The organism is Lacinutrix sp. MEBiC02595, from assembly GCF_053601555.1.
Genome location: NZ_JBSHNU010000222.1, coordinates 645417 through 666169, shown reverse-complemented (window position 1 = coordinate 666169; position 20753 = coordinate 645417). Strand labels below are relative to the sequence as shown.

The window sequence follows — 20753 nt, the reverse complement described above, 5'->3', positions numbered from 1 at the left end:
CCACCATACAATGAAAATAAAAAAGGTTCTTGTTGCCAATAGAGGCGAAATTGCGATTAGAGTACTTCGTGCTTGTACAGAATTAAACATTGCTACAGTTGCGATTTACACGTATGAAGATAGGTACTCGCAACATAGAAATAAGGCGGATGAATCGTACCAAATTGGCGAAAACAATCAGCCTTTAAAACCATATTTAGATATTGAAGCGATTATAGATTTAGCAAAATCTAAACATGTAGATGCCATTCATCCAGGTTATGGTTTTCTTTCTGAAAACTCCGAATTCGCTAGAAAATGTGCCGAGAACGATATTATTTTTATTGGTCCAGATCCAGAAGTAATGGATGCTTTAGGCGATAAAATTACCGCTAAAAAAATAGCAGTAAAATGTAATGTTCCTATTATTGAAAGCAATACAAAGAAATTAACTTCTTTAAAAATCGCCATTTCGGAAGCAGATAAAATTGGTTATCCTTTAATGCTAAAAGCAGCTTCTGGTGGTGGAGGTCGTGGTATGCGCATTATTAGAAATACGGAAGATTTAGAACTTCATTTTATATCTGCAAGTAACGAAGCATTAAATGCGTTTGGTGATGGCACTATGTTTTTAGAAAAATATGTAGAAAATCCGAAGCATATCGAAGTCCAAATTGTAGCAGACAGACATGGTAATATTCGTCATTTGCATGAAAGAGATTGTTCGGTACAAAGACGACATCAAAAAGTAGTAGAAATTGCACCTTCCTTTAATGTTTCCGAAGCAGTAAAACAAAACTTATACAAATATGCCATTGCAATTACTTCCGAAGTAAACTATAATAATATTGGTACGGTAGAATTTTTGGTAGACCAAGAAGATAATATTTTCTTTATTGAAGTAAATCCAAGAATTCAAGTAGAACATACCGTAACCGAAATGGTGACTGGTTTTGACCTGGTGAAAACACAAATATTTATTGCTGGTGGTTATAAATTATCTGACGAGCAAATAAAAATGTACGACCAAGACAGCATTGCTACTTATGGTTTTGCATTACAATGTAGATTAACCACAGAAGATCCCGAAAATAATTTCACGCCAGATTATGGTATTGTAACTACCTACAGAAGTGCTTCGGGAATGGGAATTCGTTTAGATGCGGGTAGTATTTACCAAGGCTATCAGGTGAGTCCGTTTTTCGATTCTATGCTTGTAAAAGTTTCTGCGCATGGTAGAAGTTTAGATGGGGCAACCCGTAAAATGGTTCGTGCTTTAAAAGAGTTTCGAATTCGTGGTGTGAAAACTAATATTCATTTTTTACAAAATGTGATTCAGCATGAAGATTTTTTAAGCGGAAAAGTAACCGTAAACTTCATTCAAAATACACCTAGTTTATTCAAAATAAAACTACCACAAGACAGAACTTCTAAAGTGGTGAAATTTTTATCTGAAGTTAGCGTCAACGGAAACTCCGATGTAAAATTTAAAGACGATAGCAAGATTTTCAGAAATGCAAAAGCACCAAAATTTAGTGCATCGGCTCCTTTCCCAAAAGGAACCAAAGATTTATTAACCGAACTTGGTCCGGAAGCATTTTGCCAATGGTTAAAAGACGAAAATAAAATACAATATACAGATACTACGATGCGAGATGCGCATCAATCGCTTCTTGCCACAAGAATGCGAAGTTTTGATATGCTTAAAGTTGCCGAAAGTTTTGCGAAAAATCATCCAAACACTTTTAGTATGGAAGTTTGGGGAGGCGCTACTTTTGACGTGTGCTTGCGCTTTTTACATGAAAGTCCGTGGACACGTTTACGCGAATTGCGAAAAGCAGTTCCAAATATATTATTCCAAATGCTATTACGTGGTTCTAATGCGGTTGGTTATAAGGCATATCCAGATAACCTTATCGAGAAATTTGTAGAGAAATCTTGGGAAAATGGTGTCGATATTTTTAGAATTTTCGATTCCCTAAATTGGGTAAAAGCGATGGAACCTAGTATTAATTATGTGCGTAACAAAACGGGCGGAATTGCACAAGCAGCAATTAGTTACACAGGCGATATTTTAGATCCTAATCAAACCAAGTACAACCTTAAATACTATACACAACTAGCAAAAGATTTAGAAAATGCTGGAGCGCATATGATTGCTATTAAAGATATGGCAGGTTTATTAAAACCCTATGCGGCAACCGAGTTGGTTGGTGCTTTAAAAGACACCGTAAACATTCCTATTCATTTACATACGCACGATACTTCTTCTTTACAAACAGCAACGTATTTAAAAGCTATTGAAGCTGGAGTTGATGTTGTAGATGTTGCTCTTGGTGGCTTGTCTGGTTTAACCTCGCAACCCAATTTTAATGCGGTTGTAGAAATGATGAAATACCAAGATCGTGCACATGATTTTGATATGCATAGTTTAAATCAGTTTTCTAATTTCTGGGAAGACACTCGCGATTTGTATTATCCTTTTGAATCTGGTTTAAAAGCTGGAACTGCCGAAGTTTTTCAACATGAAATTCCTGGCGGACAATATTCTAATTTACGTCCGCAAGCAACTGCTTTAGGTTTAGGAGATCGTTTTGATGAAGTTAAAAAAATGTATGCAGAAGTAAATGCCATGTTTGGTAATTTAATAAAAGTTACACCAAGCTCTAAAGTAGTTGGTGATATGGCTATTTTTATGGTTACTAATAATTTCACTCCAGAAGATGTAATGACGCGAGGCGAAGAAATTTCGTTTCCAGAATCGGTTATTAATTTCTTTAAAGGAGATCTTGGGCAACCGGTTGGTGGCTTTCCTAAAAAGCTTCAAAAAATTATACTTAAAAATAAAACGGCATATACCGACAGGCCAAATGCGCATTTAGAACCAATAGATTTTACGGTAGAATATGCAGCCTTTAAAAAGAAATTTCAAAAAGGTTTTACAAGAGCCATAGAAATAGAAGACTTCTTGTCCTACACTTTATATCCTAAAGTGTTTGAGCAGGCGCATGAAAATTATAAACGCTACGGAAACTTAGCATTGGTACCTACAAAGAATTTCTTTTATGGGATGCAGCTTGGCGAAGAAATACTAATCGAATTAGAACCCGGAAAAACCGTTATAATCAAACTTCTTTCTATCAGTATCCCTAACAATGAAGGGATGCGAACCGTTTTCTTTAAAGTCAATGGGGAGAATCGATTTGTGGACATTTTAGATACCTCCTTAAATATTAAAATTGAGCAAAACGCTAAAATAGATCCTGCAGATACCAATCAAATTGGAGCTCCTTTACAAGGTTCGCTTTATAAAATACTAGTTAAGAAAGGACACGAAGTAAAAGAAAACGATGCGCTTTTTGTTATTGAAGCCATGAAAATGGAAACTACGGTAAATGCGTTTAAGTCTGGAAAAATTAAATCGATTACTTTAAAAGAAGGAAGCATGGTAAAACAGGATGATTTAGTGATTACTATGGAATAATAAGATATATAAAGATTTCCGTTTTCACGGAAAGCAAACATGAAACACATATTTAAAACAATTCTAGTATTATTCGTAACATTAATACTATGCGCCATTATTTTTTTCTTTTGGGCTTCTACATCTGTTTTAGCAGAAAGCGATTACCAAAAGATAGAAGTAAATAATTTTAAATCTATTACAGATACCGATTCTATATATAGCATTGTTACCTATAATATTGGTTATTTAAGCGGTATGACTAATAACCTTCCGGTTGCAAAGCCGAAAACGTTATTTGATGCCAATTTAAAAAAGGTTTTAGCGGAATTTAAAAAGTTAAAACCAGATATTATTGCATTTCAGGAAATTGATTTTGATGCATCGAGATCGTATCATATAAATCAGCATAATGAAATAGCAACATTAGGTTATACCTATGAAGCGGAAGCTGTAAACTGGGACAAAACGTATGTTCCTTTTCCATATTGGCCGATTTCCACAAACTTTGGCAAAGTACTTTCTGGACAATCTGTATTGAGTAAATATCCAATAAAAAGCCAAGAAAGAATCGTTTTAGAACGTGTTCAAAGTAGTCCATTCTATCGGAATGCTTTTTACATTGACCGTTTAGCACAAGTAGTTAAAGTGCAAATTGAAAATAAAGAAGTCGTTTTAATTAATGTACACTTGGAAGCTTTTGATAAACAAACTCGCGAAAACCAATTTAAAACGGTTATGAAAGTGTTCGAAAAGTACGCTGCTACAAATCCAACCATCTTATTAGGCGATTTTAATAGTGATGCCAATGACGAAAATGCAGTGATTCAAAACATACTACAAAATAACAGTATTGGAAATGCTGCATTTACAAATAGTGATTATGCTTTCACATTTAACTCCGAAAAACCAGAGGTACGTATCGACTATATTTTTTACAGCAAAAACACCATCCATTATGTAGATGGAAAAGTACTCAACCAGTTTGAACAAGCATCAGACCACTTGCCTATTGCAATGCGTTTTAAATTTAAATAATGTACTAAAGTTTTTCTTCAAACAAAACGATTCTTTTAGCCGAAGATACTTCAATGAATGCCGTTTTAATGAAACAAATTCTTAGTAAATGGGGCGTTGTAACAGAACATGTTGCCAATGGTATTATGGCTGTGGAACATGCCAAAAAGAAAAAGTACGATTTTATTTTAATGGATTTACACATGCCAGAGTTACATAGTTTGGATGCTACCAGAAGGATTAAAAAACCAGGCAGTTTAAATGCGCAGACTCCTGTTTTTGCAATAACAGCAGATGTAATGACTAGTAAAAATAAAGAGACCTCTCCATTATTTAATAGATCCTTTGGAAGTCGCTTGAAATGGATAAACTATATGCTGCTATAGCACAAGAAACGGTAACGTACATCAACCCAACTAACGAATGTTTAGATTTAGTTTAGTTCTTTGTGAATAAAAGATGAAGTTATTATTCTTAAACAAAAAATGTCATTTTAAATAGTGCGCTATACACACTCTTTAAAATGACATTAGTACTGGCCTAAACCATTATTTGCAATAAGTTCCTAGTAATTTTACTTTATAAACTTTCTAGAAACCACTTGATTGTTGGCGTCCTCTATAACAGCAACATAAGCACCATTACTTAAGGCACTAACATTCGCTTTGTTTCCTAATGATTCACTAATTAATTTACCAGCAATATTATAAATACGAACCGTCTTTATAGTACTATTAGAAGATGTAACATTTAAAGTTCCAGCATTCACAAACACGCGAACAGCAGTATTATTATTTAAATAATGTTCTCGAGATAAGTCTGCAACAGAAAGCACTCTAATATTATCAAAATCCAGACTTTCGGTACCATCCCCATTATCGTCTATTCGAGTAATAGAAAGTCCTAATACATCTATAAGTAAATCATCAAGACTCTTTGGACCATCCACGGTTAGTACTGCGGGTAATAACGAAATAGTATACGTTTCAAAATTGGTTGCAGAAGCAGGCACTGTAATACTTAAAGACTCCGCTGATGTCACATTTGTTCCTGTTTCGTTATCAAATAAAAGAATTACTAATTCCATATCTTCACCAGACAAATTCCTTGCGTCAAATCTAATACCACCAACACCTACGTTAGTATAATTCCCTCCCCAAGTTATATTGTCAAGAATTAATCTATTAGGAGGTAACGTTCCTGGAAATATAGATGGTGATCCACCTGCTGTCAAAAACCCACCAGCTACAGAAACAGGAGTAAACGATGTATTTAAATTATCCCAACCTTCAAAATCATTATCTGTACTAAAGGTGCTTTCTTGCCCAATACTTATTTGACCATAAGTCACTTGTGCTAAAAGAATAAATAAAATGTAAATTTTTTTCATAATTTTTAATTTTTAATTTTTGTAAAACTAGTATTTTTATTTTAAACAAATACTAAAAGAAATGCAAGAAAAATAAGTTCCCTTTTGCATACATATAAAACCACCTCTTTTGGTGGTTTTTTTATGCCTTTATATTCCTATTAAAGCAAAACCACGTAGTTATACCCGTTTTTTATGGTAAGAAAAAACCATAGGTTTGCCAAAACCTAATATTCCTAATAACGAACTAAAAAAACAGGTAAAACATGAAAAAAAATTACGTACTTATTTTATTATTTATCACATTAACGCCAAATATACATGCTCAAAATTATTGGGGAGTAGACGCTTCTGTAGATGTCGCGAATGCTGAATTTCAAAATGACTTTATAGAAACTGGAACTGCAGGAAATTATTCTAACTCCACTTGGACAGCACTTTCTATAAATGATAACGGCGGTACCGTAACACCAGGAGCAGCATATTGGACAAGAAATACACTTGGCTATTCTCAAGGTGCATATTGGTCTGCACCCACGCCAACAAACGCGCCATCACAGGCTAATGGTATCGCTATTTTTGATTCCGACTTCATGGACAATGGTGGCACACCTAATGCATTCGGTACGGGCACATCACCATCTACTCATAAAGGAGAACTGATTTCGCCAAGAATAAATTTAACAGGAAACACAGATGTACCTCTAGCTGTGAAATTTTATTCCCAATATCGAAATTTTGCTATTTCAGAATTAAGTGTTTCCTTTTCTTCTGATGATGGAACGACTTGGGGAACTTCGGTTGCTTATACTACATTACAAGCAACTCCTTTCGATGAAGGCTTTTTGACTTTAGCATTACCTGCAACTTCGACTCAAGGAGTTTCTAACTTATCACAATGTAGACTAAAATTCACTTTTGATGGAGATTATTATTTCGCAATAATTGACGACGTAACTATTTTAAATGCAGCTGCTTTATCTACAGATAATTTTACGCAAAACCATAAAGTTACATTGTTTCCAAATCCTGCTACAGATTATATTCAAATTAATGGCCTAACAAAAACCGAAGACTACACTATCTATAATACTTTAGGTCAAGAAGTGAAAAGTGGTTTTATTTCTGAAAACCAAAAATTAGATATCCAAAGCCTTGCCAACGGCATGTATTTCTTAAAATTAGAAGAAGGAAATTCTTTTAAATTCATGAAAAAATAAGCAGTATAAAACACCTTTTAATAATCTAAAAAACCACCTTTTTTAGGTGGTTTTTTTAAACGCTTATATTCCTATTAAAACAAAATCACGTATTTATACCTGATTCTTTTATGGAAAAAAAACATAAGTTTGCCAAATGCGCATTATTATTAATAACGAGCTAAAAAAACAGGCAAAACAGGCAAACGTTTGTAGTTCTTTTAATTAAAAACCATTTAATTTGTAGCCTGTTAATACAACTACTTCCCTCCTAAACATTAACAAATAGTAACCCCATTTTTAAACCCCAAATAAAATACCATTATGAAAAAAAACTACATTTCAAATCTCTTAACATTAAGCCTTTTATTATTAGGAGTTACAAGCATTTTTGCACAATCTACTGAGGATTTCGAAGATGAAGGCCTAATGTCTAGCTCCTTCACAGATAGCGGACAAATATTTAACGTAACAAGTCCAACAACTGGAGAAACCTATGACATCTATAATTGTATTGGTTGTGGTTGGAATGGTTCAGCAACAGATGCACAATTCATCGAAAACTCAAGTGGATCTAATGGTACTAACAATGGTAGTAGCTTTACCATTTCTACTGGAGGTGTCGAAATTGGCGTAACTTCTTTATACCTATTTTGTGCTACAACTAGTCTTAGCCCACATTCTGGAAGCTTAACAATTACAGGATATAAAGCTGGTGTTATGCAATATACCTTTACAAAAACTTCTGGATTTTCAAATGTCAGTACTTTAACTCCTTTTAACGGATTTACTTTTATCGATTTTACTACAGAAGGCGGTGCTAATAATACCCAAAAAAGAATCGACCAATTGGTGATTACAGGTACTAATGATTTAGATTATATGGCGCTAGATGCATTTTCATGGGCACCAGGAAACACACTATCTGTAGACAATAACATCATGGATTCGCAAATACAGGTATACCCAAACCCAACCTCAAAAATTATCAAAATTTCGGGATTAAAAAGCACAACGACATATTCTATTTATGATATTCTTGGAAACCAAATAAAACAAGGAAGCGCAACTAAAAACACTGAAATTAATATTCAAAGCCTTGCCAACGGCATGTATTTCTTAAAATTAGAAGAAGGAAATTCTTTTAAATTCATAAAAAAATAAGTAGCACGAAACACGTTTTAATAATCTAAAAAACCACCTCTTTTGGTGGTTTTTTTTATGCCATTACTTCACACTTACGGAAAACCGTAACGTTTCGTTTCTATTTTGTTTTATATTGCCGCTTCAAACTAGAAACCCAAAACTATATTACATGAAAAAAATTATTTTGTCCTTTGCCATTATCACACTATTTGCATCTTGTAAATCGGCGAGTTTACATCGTGGTGGCTACAACCAATTAAACCAAACCCAAACCGTATTATCTAGTTCTAATTTTAATGTACTTGGTAGTTTTTCAGGTACAGCAACAGAAAAAATAGTAACGGGTAATATCACGAATAAAGAAGGAATTATTGCGCAAGCCAAAGCAAAATTACTAGAAAACGCAAAAGCTGCAGGTGTAACATTAACCGGTAGTAGAGCACTTATTAACGTAACTATTGATGTTACAGAAACTAAAAAGAGAATCAATGCAACCATCTCTGCCGAAATTATTGAGTTTAAATAAAAATAATTTTTCCTAAAGAAAAAACCACCTTTTTTGGTGGTTTTTTTATGCGTTTATTTTTGGATTATGGGAAACCGTAAAGTTTCTATTTCAAACTGTTTTACATTGCTACGTAATAATAAAAGATACACAGAACTAGGAGTTTTAGTGATGTAGATGAAATTATATTATTAACATAACCTAATAGCATACAAGCAAGATTGGACGCACATTAACTGGATACAATTACGTGGTATAATCAATAAGCCGTTAGGCACAATAAGGAATGAACAATCATTTAATAAAAGTTTGTTATTAGATTAAATTCTGATAAAGATTTGCAAACTAAATAAACTAACTAACGCTGAATTTAAATCTAATAGGCAAAAAAAAGTTTTTTATGAAGTCAAAAGGAGTAGCATTTTTATTATGGTTTTTTCTTGGTTTTTTTTCAGCCCATAGATTTTACCTTGAAAAAACAGGAAGTGGAATTTTGTACTTATGTACTTTCCAATTATTTGGAATCGGTTGGATAATTGATCTATTTACACTTGGAGGAATGGTGGATAACTATAATTTAATGCACGGATTTATGGGACCAAACAGAGGGAATGTAAATCAAAATGTTGTTGTTAATGTGGCAGCACCTGTTCAACCTGCACCTGTTCAACACGTGCCAGTTCAAGCTGAAAGAAATACAGCTGAATAAAAGTCAGGTAATGAATTATGAAAAATAGTTATTCCTTAAATTTAGAAAAAAGGAAAATGCAGTTTTGTTTTCCACAATTAAATAATGAAGTTGTAAAAACAAAACTGTACTATTTTTCAGGTAATTAAATTTAAAAAACACCTTATATCATTTATTACTAGCTCCAAACCTAGCAGATTTCCTATTTAGTTTTAATGTACTAATCTAGTTATTAAACTTTCAACAAACTATATAAAAAATCATCTCTTGGCTGTTTCTTGCATACATTACACAAAACTATAGCCAACTGTTAACTCTAACAATTACAGTGTATTAAATCACTGTTTAACAATTAAATATACGTAAAGTACGTGTTTTATTTGGGCAGGAATAATTGTAGGCTTGTTAGACATATCCTGAAAGGAAACAACAAATAAAAAACATACGCTTATCAGTTACGTTTACCAGATATGAGTAGTAAAAATTACGACATAAGCTGTTAGCAAATATTAAAAACCAACTTTAACCAATTATTAAACTATGAAAAGAATAAATTTATTTTTAGTATCATTAATTTTTTTAATGCTATTTACAAACTGCAATTCAAACAGTAAAACTAAAAACGAGGAAAAAACAGTAGAGAAAGAACAAATAAGTGAACCAAAAATTGATAAAGAGTTTATAACCTTAAATTCAGTTCAAATTGGAGATAATATTACACAACATCCAGATTACAAACATGATGAAAAACAAGATAATTTTTTTGATATATATATTAATAAAGAAAAAACAACAATAAATGAACTTGAAGGAAATCTAAAACTTTTTGTTTCAAACTCAATTATTGAAAAAATTGAATTTAATAGTGGAGATAGTTTTTTTGGGTCAACAAGTGTTGCAGGCACTGTTTTTGATGCAATGCTTGAGCAAAGAAAAAATTGGGTACGAGATGCCATGCTTAACTACAGCATTACTGAATGGGATGACTCAAGAAAAAAATCACAATATGTAAAGAAAGACTTTTTACACCAATACGATTTGGAAAGAATTGAAATGTTAGGTGTGCAAATGGGTTGGAATATGTCATATGTAATAACCTCTAAAGATGCAGAGAAAAAAGAACTGCAAGGAAAAAAAAGCAACCTTAATTTTGGTTCAACTAAATCAAAAAAAGAAGTAATTGAAGAAAATGATGAAATTATTTCTGATAAAACTAAACAGAAATCAGAAAATAATATTTTAGGGTTGTATCCTCAAGCAAGTAAAAGATTATTAACTATTGATGACGTCAGCTCATTGTCTAAAGATGATTTAAGTATAATGAGAAACGAAGTATTTGCTCGATATGGACATAAATTTAATGAAGGAGGAAAAATAGAAAAATATTTCACAAAACAAGATTGGTACAATTCGCAAAATATTGATGCAACTAGTTTATTAACCGAAATTGAAAAAAAGAATATCGAATTTATAAGAAGTCAAGAACAACAAGATAATAATCAAAAATTAACAATATCAGTTGATAATTTAAGAGTAAGAAAAAGTCCTGAATTAGACAGTGAAAAAATAGAAAATTTAGCTATTGGAAGTGAAGTTGAGTTTCTTGAAAAATCAAATAATCAAACAACTGTAACAATTAAGAATAATGAAATTACAGAATATTGGTATAAAGTAAAAACACCAAGTGGAAAAATTGGATGGATTCACGGTTGTTGTTTTGACAAATAATTCAATATGAATAGAATAATAGCATCGTTCTCTTTATTAGTCTTTTTTGTTTCTTGCAAAAAAGAAGTTTCTAAAGAGATTGTAAAACAGAAAGAAACTATAACTCAAAATGAATTAATAGTTAAACCCGTTTATAATTATACAAAAGATTTTGTTTTAGGTAAGTTCGATTATAAAAATGATAGCAGTTTTGTTAAAATCAATACTAATCATTCTTCTAAAACAATTTATCTAAACAGAGAAGTTTCCGATGCATTTAAGCAAATGCATCGTTCAGCTAAAAAAGATGGAATTAATTTAATAATTGTTTCTGGGACAAGAAATTTTTATGAACAAAAATCTATTTGGGAAAGAAAATGGAATAAATATAAAAATTTAGAACCTTTAGATAGAGCTAAAAAGATTTTAGAATATAGTTCTATGCCTTCAACATCCAGACATCATTGGGGAACTGATATGGATTTGAATAATTTAAATAATTCTTATTTTGAGAAAGGCAAAGGAAAAAAGGAATTTGAATGGCTATTAAAAAACGCAAATAATTTCGGATTTTACCAAGTATATACAAACAAAGAAAATGGAAGAACTGGTTATAATTTAGAGAAATGGCATTGGTCATATTTACCATTAGCAAGTAGATATTTAAATTACTACAATGAGAATATTACTTATTTAGACATAAGTGATTTTAAAGGTTCTGAATTAGCCGAAAAAGCAAAAATGATAACTGAATATGTTAATGGAATTTCATTGAAAGCAAAGGCATTTGAATAAATAACATTTGCTAACACCGTATATAATTTATTGCTTTTTTAGGCTTACTTACGAAAGTCTAAACGGCCTTTCTTGGTCGATAATTATTTACTAAATTAGTTACTTGAAACATTCAACAAACCATATACATCAACGTTGGCATATTTCAGGACAAGACATGTCTCACTCAGACCAAAAAACCTAAATGAAAAAAGAATTAAATAATAAATACGAAATTAGGTTAGATTTTAAAAGAGAAACTGAAAATCCAAGTAGACTTTTTCGTGCTTTTGCAGAAATGATTGATGGTGTAAATAATTTAGACCATTTAATAGCGGAAACGGTTAATAGTTCTGTAAAATCTAAAATAGTATTAGATGATATTGAAAAAGGTTCAATAATTGGTAGATTTTGGAGTGCTTTGACAATTAATGAAGATAGTAAAATTGATAATTCACCAGAGAATGAAGAAATTGAAGAATACATTGAGGAATCTCGCGCTGAGGCTTTAAAGTTCATTTCAGAACAAAAATCATCTATTGAAGACCTTAAAGAATTAGCTAACAACTTAAAAAAAATTGCTAAAGAAAAATCATTAGCAGATTCTTTTAATTATGCAGAACACGACATTCTAAAATTAGCAAAAACTATAAATAAAATTAATGAATCTACACAAGAGCTTAACGATAAAGAGTCTTTTGAATTAAAATCTAAAAACAGAGAAATAAAGAATATTAAATCAGGAACAGAAAAAATTGATATTGATGCTGTAGAAAACGCTCTAACCGAAAATGAAATAGTGAATGAAACAGAAATGATATATTTAATAAAAAAACCAGACTTCTTAGGAGATTCTGCTTGGTCGTTCAAACACGGAAATAAATCAGCTTCTATTAAAATTTCTCACTTAGAATGGTTAGAAAAATTTCATTCAGGAAAAATAATAGTAGTTCCTGGAGATTCATTAAAAGTAAAAGTTAAACAAACCTCGAAATATAATACAAATGGTTATTTGATATCAGATAAGTTAGAAATCATTAAAGTATTAGACGTAATTCATAACAATTAATGAAAGTAGACAAAACTATAACATATATTCTATCATCTGAATTTCTATTTACATTGTTACCCATTGTTATTTTAGTGATGGTTCGACTATTTCAAAATGACTTTCAATCAATTTTTTATAATACAGAATGGTCAGTAATAGCAATAATATTATTTGGACAATCCGTTGTGAAATTTTCATCAGGTATTTCTAATACAAATGAACAAGTAAGGTGGCAATTTGTTGCTTTAATTATTTCATTAATAATTATCTTTGGTTTGGTTCCTTCTGTAATAATATTGATTTTAAACTTAATTAATACCGAAATACATTTTGGAATGTACATTGCTCAATTTATTATATTTTTAATAAGCTGTTTTGTCTTTTTTTTAGTTGGTTCTATTGGACAGAAAATGTTAGACGAATAAAAATACTATGCACAACACCGTATAAAATCCAAAGTTAATTCTAGCCTACTTGCAAATACCCCCAAAACATTTACAATTCCCTTAACATTCTACCACTTCCCTATTCCTAAAAAATAACTAACTTGTACCAACAAATTATGACAAGCGTTATTATGAAAAAAAGACACCATGCATTGGGAGTATTTCCCCTCTTATTTTTAGCAATTACTATTGGTTTTGCACAAGAAAAAACGGTTCCTGTTTTTGAAAACGGAGAAGCACAAATAGTAGAAGGCTTTAGCGATTATAAAGAATGGATTCGTCATGACCTTTGGGTAGAAACCACCTTTAATACCGATGGAGACGACACCTTAGACAGAATGCATGTTGCCGTTACTAGACCAAAACAAACCGATACCGAAGGTTTAAAGCTTCCGGTTGTTTATGTGAGTAGTCCATATTTTGCAGGTGTTGCCGGCGATCTTCCTGGCGTGATGTGGAATGTAGAACATGAACTTGGGGAACCAGCAAAAGAAGCACGTGTACATCCTGAAGTAATTCGTAGAGGCGAACGTCCAATAATTTCAAACTCGCATCTAAAAAAATGGGTACCTCGTGGTTATATTGTGGTACATTCTTCTTCACCTGGAACGGGATTATCACAAGGTAGTCCAACGGTTGGTGGACAAAATGAATCACTTGCACCAAAAGCCGTTATCGAATGGTTAAATGGTCGCGCAAAAGGATATACAACACCAGATGGAAACGAAGAAGTGAAAGCGACTTGGTCTACCGGAAAAGTAGGTATGACAGGAACTTCGTATAACGGAACCATTCCGCTTGCCGCAGCGACAACAGGTGTTGCAGGTTTAGAAGCTATTATTCCTATTGCGCCAAATACTTCCTATTATCATTATTATAGATCTAACGGATTAGTGCGTTCTCCAGGTGGTTATTTGGGTGAAGATATTGATGTGTTGTATGATTTTATTCATAGTGGCGACGAAAGTAAACGTCCGTATAGCAATAAAATCGTTAGAGATACCGAAATGAAAAACGGTATGGACAGAATTACTGGAGATTATAATAAATTTTGGGAAGGACGTGATTATTTAAATCAGATGTCCAACATGAAAGCGGCTTTATTAATGTCGCATGGTTTTAATGATTGGAATGTGATGCCAGAACATAGTAATCGTATTTATCAAAAAGCGAAAGAAATGGGATTAGACACCCAAGTGTATTACCATCAAAACGGACATGGAGGACCACCACCAATGACGATGATGAATCGTTGGTTTACGCATTATTTACATGGAATAGATAATGGTGTGGAAAACGATGCCCAAGCTTGGATTGTAAGAGAACATGACAAACATGAAAATCCTACGGCATATAAAGCATATCCAAATCCGGAAGCTAAAAGTGTAACACTTTATTTGGAAGAAGGCGGAAATAAAACAGGTGCTTTAACTTGGAATAAACAAAAAGGACAAGCAAAAAACTTAGGATCGATTAATGCTCCAAATACAAAACCTAAAACGGAAACTTTTGTGGATGATTTTAATATCTCTGGAAAAGAACATGCACAAGCTTTAAAATCGGAAAACAGATTATTATATGTTACGCCTATATTAAAATCAGATATACATCTTTCTGGTGAAAGTGAAATTACCATTAGCGTTGCAAGTAGTAAATCTGCAGCAAATTTATCAGTTTGGATGGTTTCCCTTCCGTGGAAAGAAAACACCAAATTAATTACAGATAATATCATTACTCGTGGTTGGGCAGATCCTCAAAATTCTAAATCATTAACGGAAAGTGCGCCTTTAAAACCAGGAGCATTCTACGATTTAAAATTCAAATTACAACCAGATGACCAAATCATTCCTGCCGGACAACAAATAGGTTTAGTGATATTCTCTAGTGATAAAGAATTTACGCTACACCCAAAACCAGGAACAGCATTAACTATCGACTTAAATAAAACAAATATTTCCATTCCGGTAGTTGGAGGAATAGATGCATTAAAAAAAGCTACAAAATAATATGCTCGGACTTAAATTAGAAACAGATCCTCGTTGGGTAAATATTGCAGAATCTAACTTAGAAGATATTCTAGTAGATCATGCGTGGTGTGAACAAAAAGCGGCCACCAATGCTATTAAATTGGTATCTTTAAATCCACAACATGTAGATTTAGTCACCGATCTTTTAGTGATTGCGCAAGAGGAATTAGAGCACTTTCAAATGGTGCATAATATCATTAAAGAGCGCGGGTACACTTTAGGTCCGGTAAAAAAAGATTCTTATGTCAATGAGTTGGCAAAGTTTATAATGAAAGGCGGCAACAGAAACCAACAATTGGTAGATAGACTCTTGTTTTCGGCAATGATTGAAGCAAGAAGCTGCGAACGTTTTAGGCTTTTATCTACCACGATGAAAGACCAAGAACTAGCCAAGTTTTACCATGACCTTATGGTTAGCGAAGCTGGTCACTACACTACTTTTATAGGTTTTGCAAGAAAATATGGTGAAGGTATCGATGTAGAAAAACGCTGGCAGGAATTTTTAGATTTTGAAGGCGAACTGATTAAGAGTTATGGTAAAAGTGAAACTATTCACGGATAACTTCTTAGAACCAAACACCTTTTAAAACGCTCTTTTTCAGACAGAAAAAATTGTATACAATTTGCCCTAAAACAACATTTAGGGCTTTTTGGTATTTGGTTGGCTTTTCTTCTTGTTGGAGGTTTTTTTGCTTTTTTAGGAAGCAAAGCAACCGAAGAAGGTTTTGGGTTTATGCTTTTCGGATTTGACTTTATTATACTAAGTACCGGCTTTATGCTCTATGTACTTCCTTCTAGCATTCTACATTATTACGAACAAGCACTTACCAAAAAACACGGAAGCTATACTACTGCAAAAGTGACCAATAAAAGAATAGATGATTATTCGCATAGCACAAGTTCTTTGGATGGCGGTAATTCTGAAATGATTGCAGAATTTCTTTATGTTATTGCATTTGAGTTTACCTATAACAGTAAAATATATGCCAGTGAATGCCTCTGGACACACAAAGCTACTTATGAAGCAATTACCTTAGAAACCGAATTACCAATTCCGTTTTTAAAAACCAATCCGAATAAAATAACGGTAAGAAGACGTAAGCTTGCCAACCAATTGGGCATAAAAGCAAATTTGAGTAATTAGCAAACTTGCTAAAAAAGATACTTCACGCATTGAAAAGCGTCGTTTACTAATTGCCGGTTTTAAAACCCTTATAAGATATATAGCTTTGATGTATACTAACATTAAAACTTTATATCATGAAAAATCAAATTCAATTACACATCCAAACTCCTTGTTCTGAAGATTTCAACCAATTTTCACCAACTGCAAAAGGCGGATTTTGTGGTTCTTGTAAAAAAGAGGTTATCGACTTCACTGCCATGCCTGCTTCAGAAATTAGCTCTTATTTTAAAAATAAAACAACAGAAAATACCTGCGGAAGATTTAACAGCAGCCAATTAACAAGCTACAATCAAAAACCAACAACGAGCAGTATCCGAAGTTTTGCTACAGGAATTGGCTTCGCATGTTTATCTATTTTCAGCATCAATTCCGCGCAAGCGCAAGACACAAAAATAGGAGAAACTACAAGAAATTCTTCCGTAATTAATTCCGTAGACCAACAACAAGAAATAGACGTAAAAGGAACTATTTTAGACGAAAACGGTTTGGCATTACCTACGGCAACAGTCCTTTTACAAAACTCTACCATAGGAACAAGTACTAATTTTGATGGCTACTTTGCCTTTCCTAAAAAACTAAAAAAAGGAGATGTTTTATTAATTAGCTATGTTGGTTATAAAACCAAAAAAGTAATTATTAGTAATGAAAGTTCCAATTCTGAAATAAATCTACAAGTAGATATGGCGATGGGAGATATTGTTCTTATGGGAAAAGTGGCTTCTAAAAAAGTGTATACTTCTAAAAGAAAATAAAACAGATCTTCATGAAAAACATTCTCTTTTATATTGCTATTTTCTTTTTACAAAGTGCTATTGCGCAAGTATCCGATTTTAAAGATATCGACTTCACCATTGCAGATAATACTGCAAGGCTTCACGAAGGCAAAGGTTTAGAAAATCTTCCGCTACTTGCGTATCACCTTACGTATAAACTACCTACAGATGTTGAGAAATTTAGAGCTATTTACACTTGGGTTTGCACCAATATTAAAGGAGATGCCAGACAAGATAGCAAAGTTACCAAGCAAAGAAAAAAACTAAAAAACGATAGTGCAGCATATTTAAAATGGAATAATATTTACAGGAAAACAGCTTTTAAAAAGTTATTAAAAAACAAAAAAACCATGTGTACCGGTTATGCGTATTTAATAAAAGAATTGTGCTTTTTAGCAAATATAGAAAGTGTAATTATTAATGGTTATGGTAGATCTACAGAAGCGAATATTTTTAATTTGGAATTAGAAAACCATTCTTGGAATGCGATAAAACTAAACAACAAATGGTATCTAAGTGATGCTACTTGGTCTAGTGGTTATATGATGAACTATTCGCGTTTTGTGCAAGATTATAATGATGGTTATTTTTTAACCGATCCTGTATTGTTTGCCAAGAATCATTATCCGACAGAAAAAAAATGGTTATTAGATGCTACTTTAATAGCTTCCGAATTTACGGCTTCACCTCTAGTTTACGGCGAAACGTTTACGCATAAAATAATTCCAATGCTTCCAAAAGAAATGCAAATCTATTCCGAGGTAAACGAAGAAATCATGTTTCGTTTTAAAACATTAAAAGCTATGGATACCAATAAAATAGCGCTTATTCAATATGCAGGAATGCTGGAAAAAGCGTTCCCAATTTATGATCTTAAAAACGAAAACGGCTATCTAATTTTTACAACTCAGTTTAAACAAAAAGGCGATTATGATGTGCATTTAAAAATGGAAGATGATATTGTTGCAACCTATACTATAAAAGTTTCTAAAAGTTAAAAAAAATAATTTCTTAACATTATAATCAACATAAGATTAATAGCGATAAAAACAATTAAACTACCTTTGCAGCGCTATGCAAAACAAGTTAAAAAACTACCTAATAACTACCGAATTATTTCTTAAAGGCTCCAGCTTTTACAGAGGTATTGTACTTACTATCGCTGTAGTTTCTCCTTTAGTTATTTTTAATGCTATTGACTTATTTCAGTTCGCTCCTGCGCTAGCGCTTGGTACTTTTTTAAATGCACCAAGTGATGTTCCTGGAAGTTTAAAACGTAAAATTAACGGGATCCTAATTAGTATTATACTTACCATGCTGGTTACCTTTATAATACTTGTAACCAAACCTATCTTTATAGTATTACTATTAGCCATTGTTATTTTAAGTTTTGCTATTAGTTTAATTTCGGTATACGGATTTAGAGCTTCTTTAATTTCTTTTTCTGGTTTGTTGGCTATTGTATTAGCATTAGCGGTAGAAAAAACAGATTTAAAATCGATTGTTCTTCATGTTGGATTATTGGGTATTGGAGGAATTTGGTATTTAACGGTATCCTTACTTTCTAATTGGTTGTTTCCAAGAAAAGATGATGACCAACTGCTTTCGGATACCTTATCCCTTACTGGACAATATTTAAAAGTAAGAGCCAAGCTACTTACCAAACCAAATAAGCGTGAAAAGTTTTCAAAAAAAGCATTAATCCTACAAACACAAATAAGCGAGAAACACGAAACCTTAAGAGAATTACTTTTAGAAGGAAGAAAACGTTCTGGTAGATCTTTTTCTAACGAGCGCCGCCTTTTAATATTTATATCTTTAGTCGATATTTTTGAATTGGCTTTAGCAAACTCCTTAGATTATTCAAAAATAGATTCGCTATTCGGTGCGCATAAAACGCATTTAAAATCCTTTAAAAAAATGAATAAAGTGATGGGGAATCACCTCATCACCTTATCGGAACTTTTAATAAAAAAAGGAAAACTTCCAGAAATAGATGTATTAAATACAACCTATCAAAATACCGAAAAGGCAATTCGAGATTATGTCGATGAAATAGGATTACCAAAAGCACGAGAAGGAGCTATCACGCTAAGAAACCTTCAAGATTACCAAAAGCAATTATTACAAGAAGTTAAAGCAATAAGACGTGTTTTAAAGAAAGTAAAAGATAATACCAAGGCCTCTTTAAAAGCCCAAGAGTCGAAGCAATTTTTAACCTCTCAAGAGTATAGGTTCAATGTATTGCTTCAACATTTTAGTTTAAAGTCACCAATGCTTAGACATGCCTTACGACTTTCTACTGCTATCGCTTTTGGCTTTCTATTAGGTAGTTTCTTAGACTTAAAAAATGCCTATTGGATTGTGCTAACCATCGTGGTTATTATGCGTCCAAATTATGGTCTTACCAAAGAACGCTCTAAAAATAGAATTATAGGAACCTTGATTGGAGCACTAATAGCAATAACTATTATTTTAATTACACAAAATACTACGGTTTACATGGTATTAGCTGTAGTATCCTTAACCTTTGCGTTTTCACTAATACAGCAAAGCTATAAAACAGGAGCTGCATTTATAACGCTACATATTATATTTGTTTATGCATTGATAGATCCCAACGCTTTTTTGGTCGTACAATATCGGGTTATAGATACCGTACTTGGCGCTACTATTGCTGTTTTGGCGAATTACTTACTTTTTCCAAGTTGGGAGTATAAAAATTTAGATTCGGTTATTGTAAACGTAATGTTATCTAATAGCAGTTATTTAGAAGCTACCAAAAATTTATACCACCATAAAGAAGCAAACAGATTAGTATATAAATTACATAGGAAAGAAGCTTTTTTAGCGATGAGTAATCTAAATGCTGCATTTCAAAGAGTGACACAAGATCCTAAATCGAAACAAAAAGAAGCTGCTTTAATTTATGATATAGTAACTTTAAACCACACCATACTTTCGGCAATAGCATCTATTGGAAGTTATATTTTAAATCATAATACCACTTCCGCTTCCGAGGAATTTGATACCATTATTGAAAGTATTACCAACGCATTAAAACACGCTGCTTCCACATTAGAAAGTACCAAAAGCGTTATTCTTTCCGAAGAAAAAGAAATAGGGCAAGCACATGAAAAACTGCAAAAAAAATATGCAGATCTATCATCAAAACGAGATTTAGCTATTGAAGCTGGTCAGACACAAATTGAAGATATTGAACTATTACATTTACAAGAGGCACATTTAATTAGCAATCAATTACTTTGGCTAAAATCGTTATCTATCAATTTAAATAATGTGGCATTAAAGTATAAATTGGCTTTTAATTAATCGATACTTCGCTCTAATTATTCGTCTAAAAACGCCGTTTACAAAAAGGGATTCTTTTATATCTAATCTGCAATTACTTTTAAGTTATCT

Annotated in this window: 18 protein-coding genes; 17 read left to right on the top strand and 1 reads right to left on the bottom strand. The window is 32.4% G+C overall.

Going from position 1 to position 20753, the window contains the following annotated elements; all coding sequences use genetic code 11:
* The first annotated feature begins 10 nt into the window (after nucleotides 1-10).
* From ACVCZW_RS12840 to ACVCZW_RS12830, 3 genes are read left to right on the top strand one after another with little or no spacing between them, the layout of a single operon-like run.
* On the top strand, nucleotides 11-3463 hold the full coding sequence (locus tag ACVCZW_RS12840; protein WP_452232596.1) for a pyruvate carboxylase: 3453 nt from the start codon (nucleotides 11-13) through the stop codon (nucleotides 3461-3463).
* Between the two features lie 39 nt (nucleotides 3464-3502).
* Complete coding sequence (locus tag ACVCZW_RS12835; RefSeq protein WP_452232595.1) at nucleotides 3503-4480, top strand: endonuclease/exonuclease/phosphatase family protein; 978 nt, start codon at nucleotides 3503-3505, stop codon at nucleotides 4478-4480.
* Between the two features lie 29 nt (nucleotides 4481-4509).
* Nucleotides 4510-4845 (top strand): response regulator, encoded by a 336-nt coding sequence (locus ACVCZW_RS12830; RefSeq protein WP_452232636.1) that lies wholly within the window; start codon nucleotides 4510-4512, stop codon nucleotides 4843-4845.
* Between the two features lie 188 nt (nucleotides 4846-5033).
* Here ACVCZW_RS12830 and ACVCZW_RS12825 read toward each other — a convergent pair whose 3' ends face one another.
* Nucleotides 5034-5849, bottom strand: coding sequence for a T9SS type A sorting domain-containing protein (locus ACVCZW_RS12825; protein WP_452232594.1), 816 nt, complete (start codon nucleotides 5847-5849; stop codon nucleotides 5034-5036).
* 245 nt (nucleotides 5850-6094) lie between these two features.
* Here ACVCZW_RS12825 and ACVCZW_RS12820 point away from each other — a divergent pair, with 245 nt between their 5' ends.
* The 14 genes from ACVCZW_RS12820 to ACVCZW_RS12755 all read left to right on the top strand — a co-directional run bounded on the left by ACVCZW_RS12820 (nucleotide 6095) and on the right by ACVCZW_RS12755 (nucleotide 20663).
* The gene (locus ACVCZW_RS12820; RefSeq protein ID WP_452232593.1) at nucleotides 6095-7048 is read left to right on the top strand and encodes a T9SS type A sorting domain-containing protein; all 954 of its coding nucleotides are present in this window, start codon (nucleotides 6095-6097) and stop codon (nucleotides 7046-7048) included.
* Nucleotides 7049-7351: 303 nt separating this feature from the next.
* On the top strand, nucleotides 7352-8191 hold the full coding sequence (locus ACVCZW_RS12815; protein WP_452232592.1) for a T9SS type A sorting domain-containing protein: 840 nt from the start codon (nucleotides 7352-7354) through the stop codon (nucleotides 8189-8191).
* Between the two features lie 151 nt (nucleotides 8192-8342).
* The gene (locus tag ACVCZW_RS12810; RefSeq protein WP_452232591.1) at nucleotides 8343-8699 is read left to right on the top strand and encodes a DUF6567 family protein; all 357 of its coding nucleotides are present in this window, start codon (nucleotides 8343-8345) and stop codon (nucleotides 8697-8699) included.
* 379 nt (nucleotides 8700-9078) lie between these two features.
* Entirely contained in the window at nucleotides 9079-9387 is a 309-nt protein-coding gene (locus ACVCZW_RS12805) for a TM2 domain-containing protein (RefSeq protein ID WP_452232590.1), read from the top strand.
* Between the two features lie 519 nt (nucleotides 9388-9906).
* Nucleotides 9907-11094 (top strand): YARHG domain-containing protein, encoded by a 1188-nt coding sequence (locus tag ACVCZW_RS12800; RefSeq protein ID WP_452232589.1) that lies wholly within the window; start codon nucleotides 9907-9909, stop codon nucleotides 11092-11094.
* Between the two features lie 6 nt (nucleotides 11095-11100).
* On the top strand, nucleotides 11101-11868 hold the full coding sequence (locus tag ACVCZW_RS12795; RefSeq protein ID WP_452232588.1) for a M15 family metallopeptidase: 768 nt from the start codon (nucleotides 11101-11103) through the stop codon (nucleotides 11866-11868).
* A 184-nt stretch (nucleotides 11869-12052) separates the two neighbouring features.
* A complete protein-coding gene (locus tag ACVCZW_RS12790; RefSeq protein WP_452232587.1) occupies nucleotides 12053-12916 on the top strand; it encodes a hypothetical protein in 864 nt (287 codons plus the stop codon).
* A complete protein-coding gene (locus ACVCZW_RS12785; RefSeq protein ID WP_452232586.1) occupies nucleotides 12916-13323 on the top strand; it encodes a hypothetical protein in 408 nt (135 codons plus the stop codon). Before ACVCZW_RS12790 ends, ACVCZW_RS12785 begins: the two co-directional genes overlap by 1 nt.
* Nucleotides 13324-13475: 152 nt before the next feature.
* Nucleotides 13476-15350 (top strand): Xaa-Pro dipeptidyl-peptidase, encoded by a 1875-nt coding sequence (locus ACVCZW_RS12780; protein WP_452232585.1) that lies wholly within the window; start codon nucleotides 13476-13478, stop codon nucleotides 15348-15350.
* Nucleotide 15351: 1 nt separating this feature from the next.
* Entirely contained in the window at nucleotides 15352-15933 is a 582-nt protein-coding gene (gene miaE / locus ACVCZW_RS12775; RefSeq protein ID WP_452228196.1) for a tRNA isopentenyl-2-thiomethyl-A-37 hydroxylase MiaE, read from the top strand.
* Between the two features lie 99 nt (nucleotides 15934-16032).
* Nucleotides 16033-16515 (top strand): hypothetical protein, encoded by a 483-nt coding sequence (locus ACVCZW_RS12770; protein WP_452232584.1) that lies wholly within the window; start codon nucleotides 16033-16035, stop codon nucleotides 16513-16515.
* A gap of 116 nt (nucleotides 16516-16631) precedes the next feature.
* Entirely contained in the window at nucleotides 16632-17309 is a 678-nt protein-coding gene (locus tag ACVCZW_RS12765) for a carboxypeptidase-like regulatory domain-containing protein (RefSeq protein ID WP_452232583.1), read from the top strand.
* Nucleotides 17310-17320: 11 nt separating this feature from the next.
* On the top strand, nucleotides 17321-18328 hold the full coding sequence (locus ACVCZW_RS12760; RefSeq protein ID WP_452232582.1) for a transglutaminase domain-containing protein: 1008 nt from the start codon (nucleotides 17321-17323) through the stop codon (nucleotides 18326-18328).
* 76 nt (nucleotides 18329-18404) lie between these two features.
* Nucleotides 18405-20663 carry an FUSC family membrane protein gene (locus ACVCZW_RS12755; protein WP_452228200.1) on the top strand — a complete coding sequence of 753 codons (2259 nt, stop codon included), beginning with the start codon at nucleotides 18405-18407 and terminating at the stop codon, nucleotides 20661-20663.
* Nucleotides 20664-20753 lie beyond the last annotated feature (90 nt).

Coding starts and splice junctions, on each gene's coding strand:
- ACVCZW_RS12760 (WP_452232582.1), top strand. CDS start 17,321: ATGAAAAACATTCTCTTTTATATTGCTATTTTCTTTTTACAAAGTGCT.
- ACVCZW_RS12780 (WP_452232585.1), top strand. CDS start 13,476: ATGAAAAAAAGACACCATGCATTGGGAGTATTTCCCCTCTTATTTTTA.
- ACVCZW_RS12785 (WP_452232586.1), top strand. CDS start 12,916: ATGAAAGTAGACAAAACTATAACATATATTCTATCATCTGAATTTCTA.
- miaE (WP_452228196.1), top strand. CDS start 15,352: ATGCTCGGACTTAAATTAGAAACAGATCCTCGTTGGGTAAATATTGCA.
- ACVCZW_RS12795 (WP_452232588.1), top strand. CDS start 11,101: ATGAATAGAATAATAGCATCGTTCTCTTTATTAGTCTTTTTTGTTTCT.
- ACVCZW_RS12815 (WP_452232592.1), top strand. CDS start 7,352: ATGAAAAAAAACTACATTTCAAATCTCTTAACATTAAGCCTTTTATTA.
- ACVCZW_RS12755 (WP_452228200.1), top strand. CDS start 18,405: ATGCAAAACAAGTTAAAAAACTACCTAATAACTACCGAATTATTTCTT.
- ACVCZW_RS12835 (WP_452232595.1), top strand. CDS start 3,503: ATGAAACACATATTTAAAACAATTCTAGTATTATTCGTAACATTAATA.
- ACVCZW_RS12790 (WP_452232587.1), top strand. CDS start 12,053: ATGAAAAAAGAATTAAATAATAAATACGAAATTAGGTTAGATTTTAAA.
- ACVCZW_RS12810 (WP_452232591.1), top strand. CDS start 8,343: ATGAAAAAAATTATTTTGTCCTTTGCCATTATCACACTATTTGCATCT.
- ACVCZW_RS12805 (WP_452232590.1), top strand. CDS start 9,079: ATGAAGTCAAAAGGAGTAGCATTTTTATTATGGTTTTTTCTTGGTTTT.
- ACVCZW_RS12800 (WP_452232589.1), top strand. CDS start 9,907: ATGAAAAGAATAAATTTATTTTTAGTATCATTAATTTTTTTAATGCTA.
- ACVCZW_RS12765 (WP_452232583.1), top strand. CDS start 16,632: ATGAAAAATCAAATTCAATTACACATCCAAACTCCTTGTTCTGAAGAT.
- ACVCZW_RS12820 (WP_452232593.1), top strand. CDS start 6,095: ATGAAAAAAAATTACGTACTTATTTTATTATTTATCACATTAACGCCA.
- ACVCZW_RS12840 (WP_452232596.1), top strand. CDS start 11: ATGAAAATAAAAAAGGTTCTTGTTGCCAATAGAGGCGAAATTGCGATT.
- ACVCZW_RS12825 (WP_452232594.1), bottom strand. CDS start 5,849: ATGAAAAAAATTTACATTTTATTTATTCTTTTAGCACAAGTGACTTAT.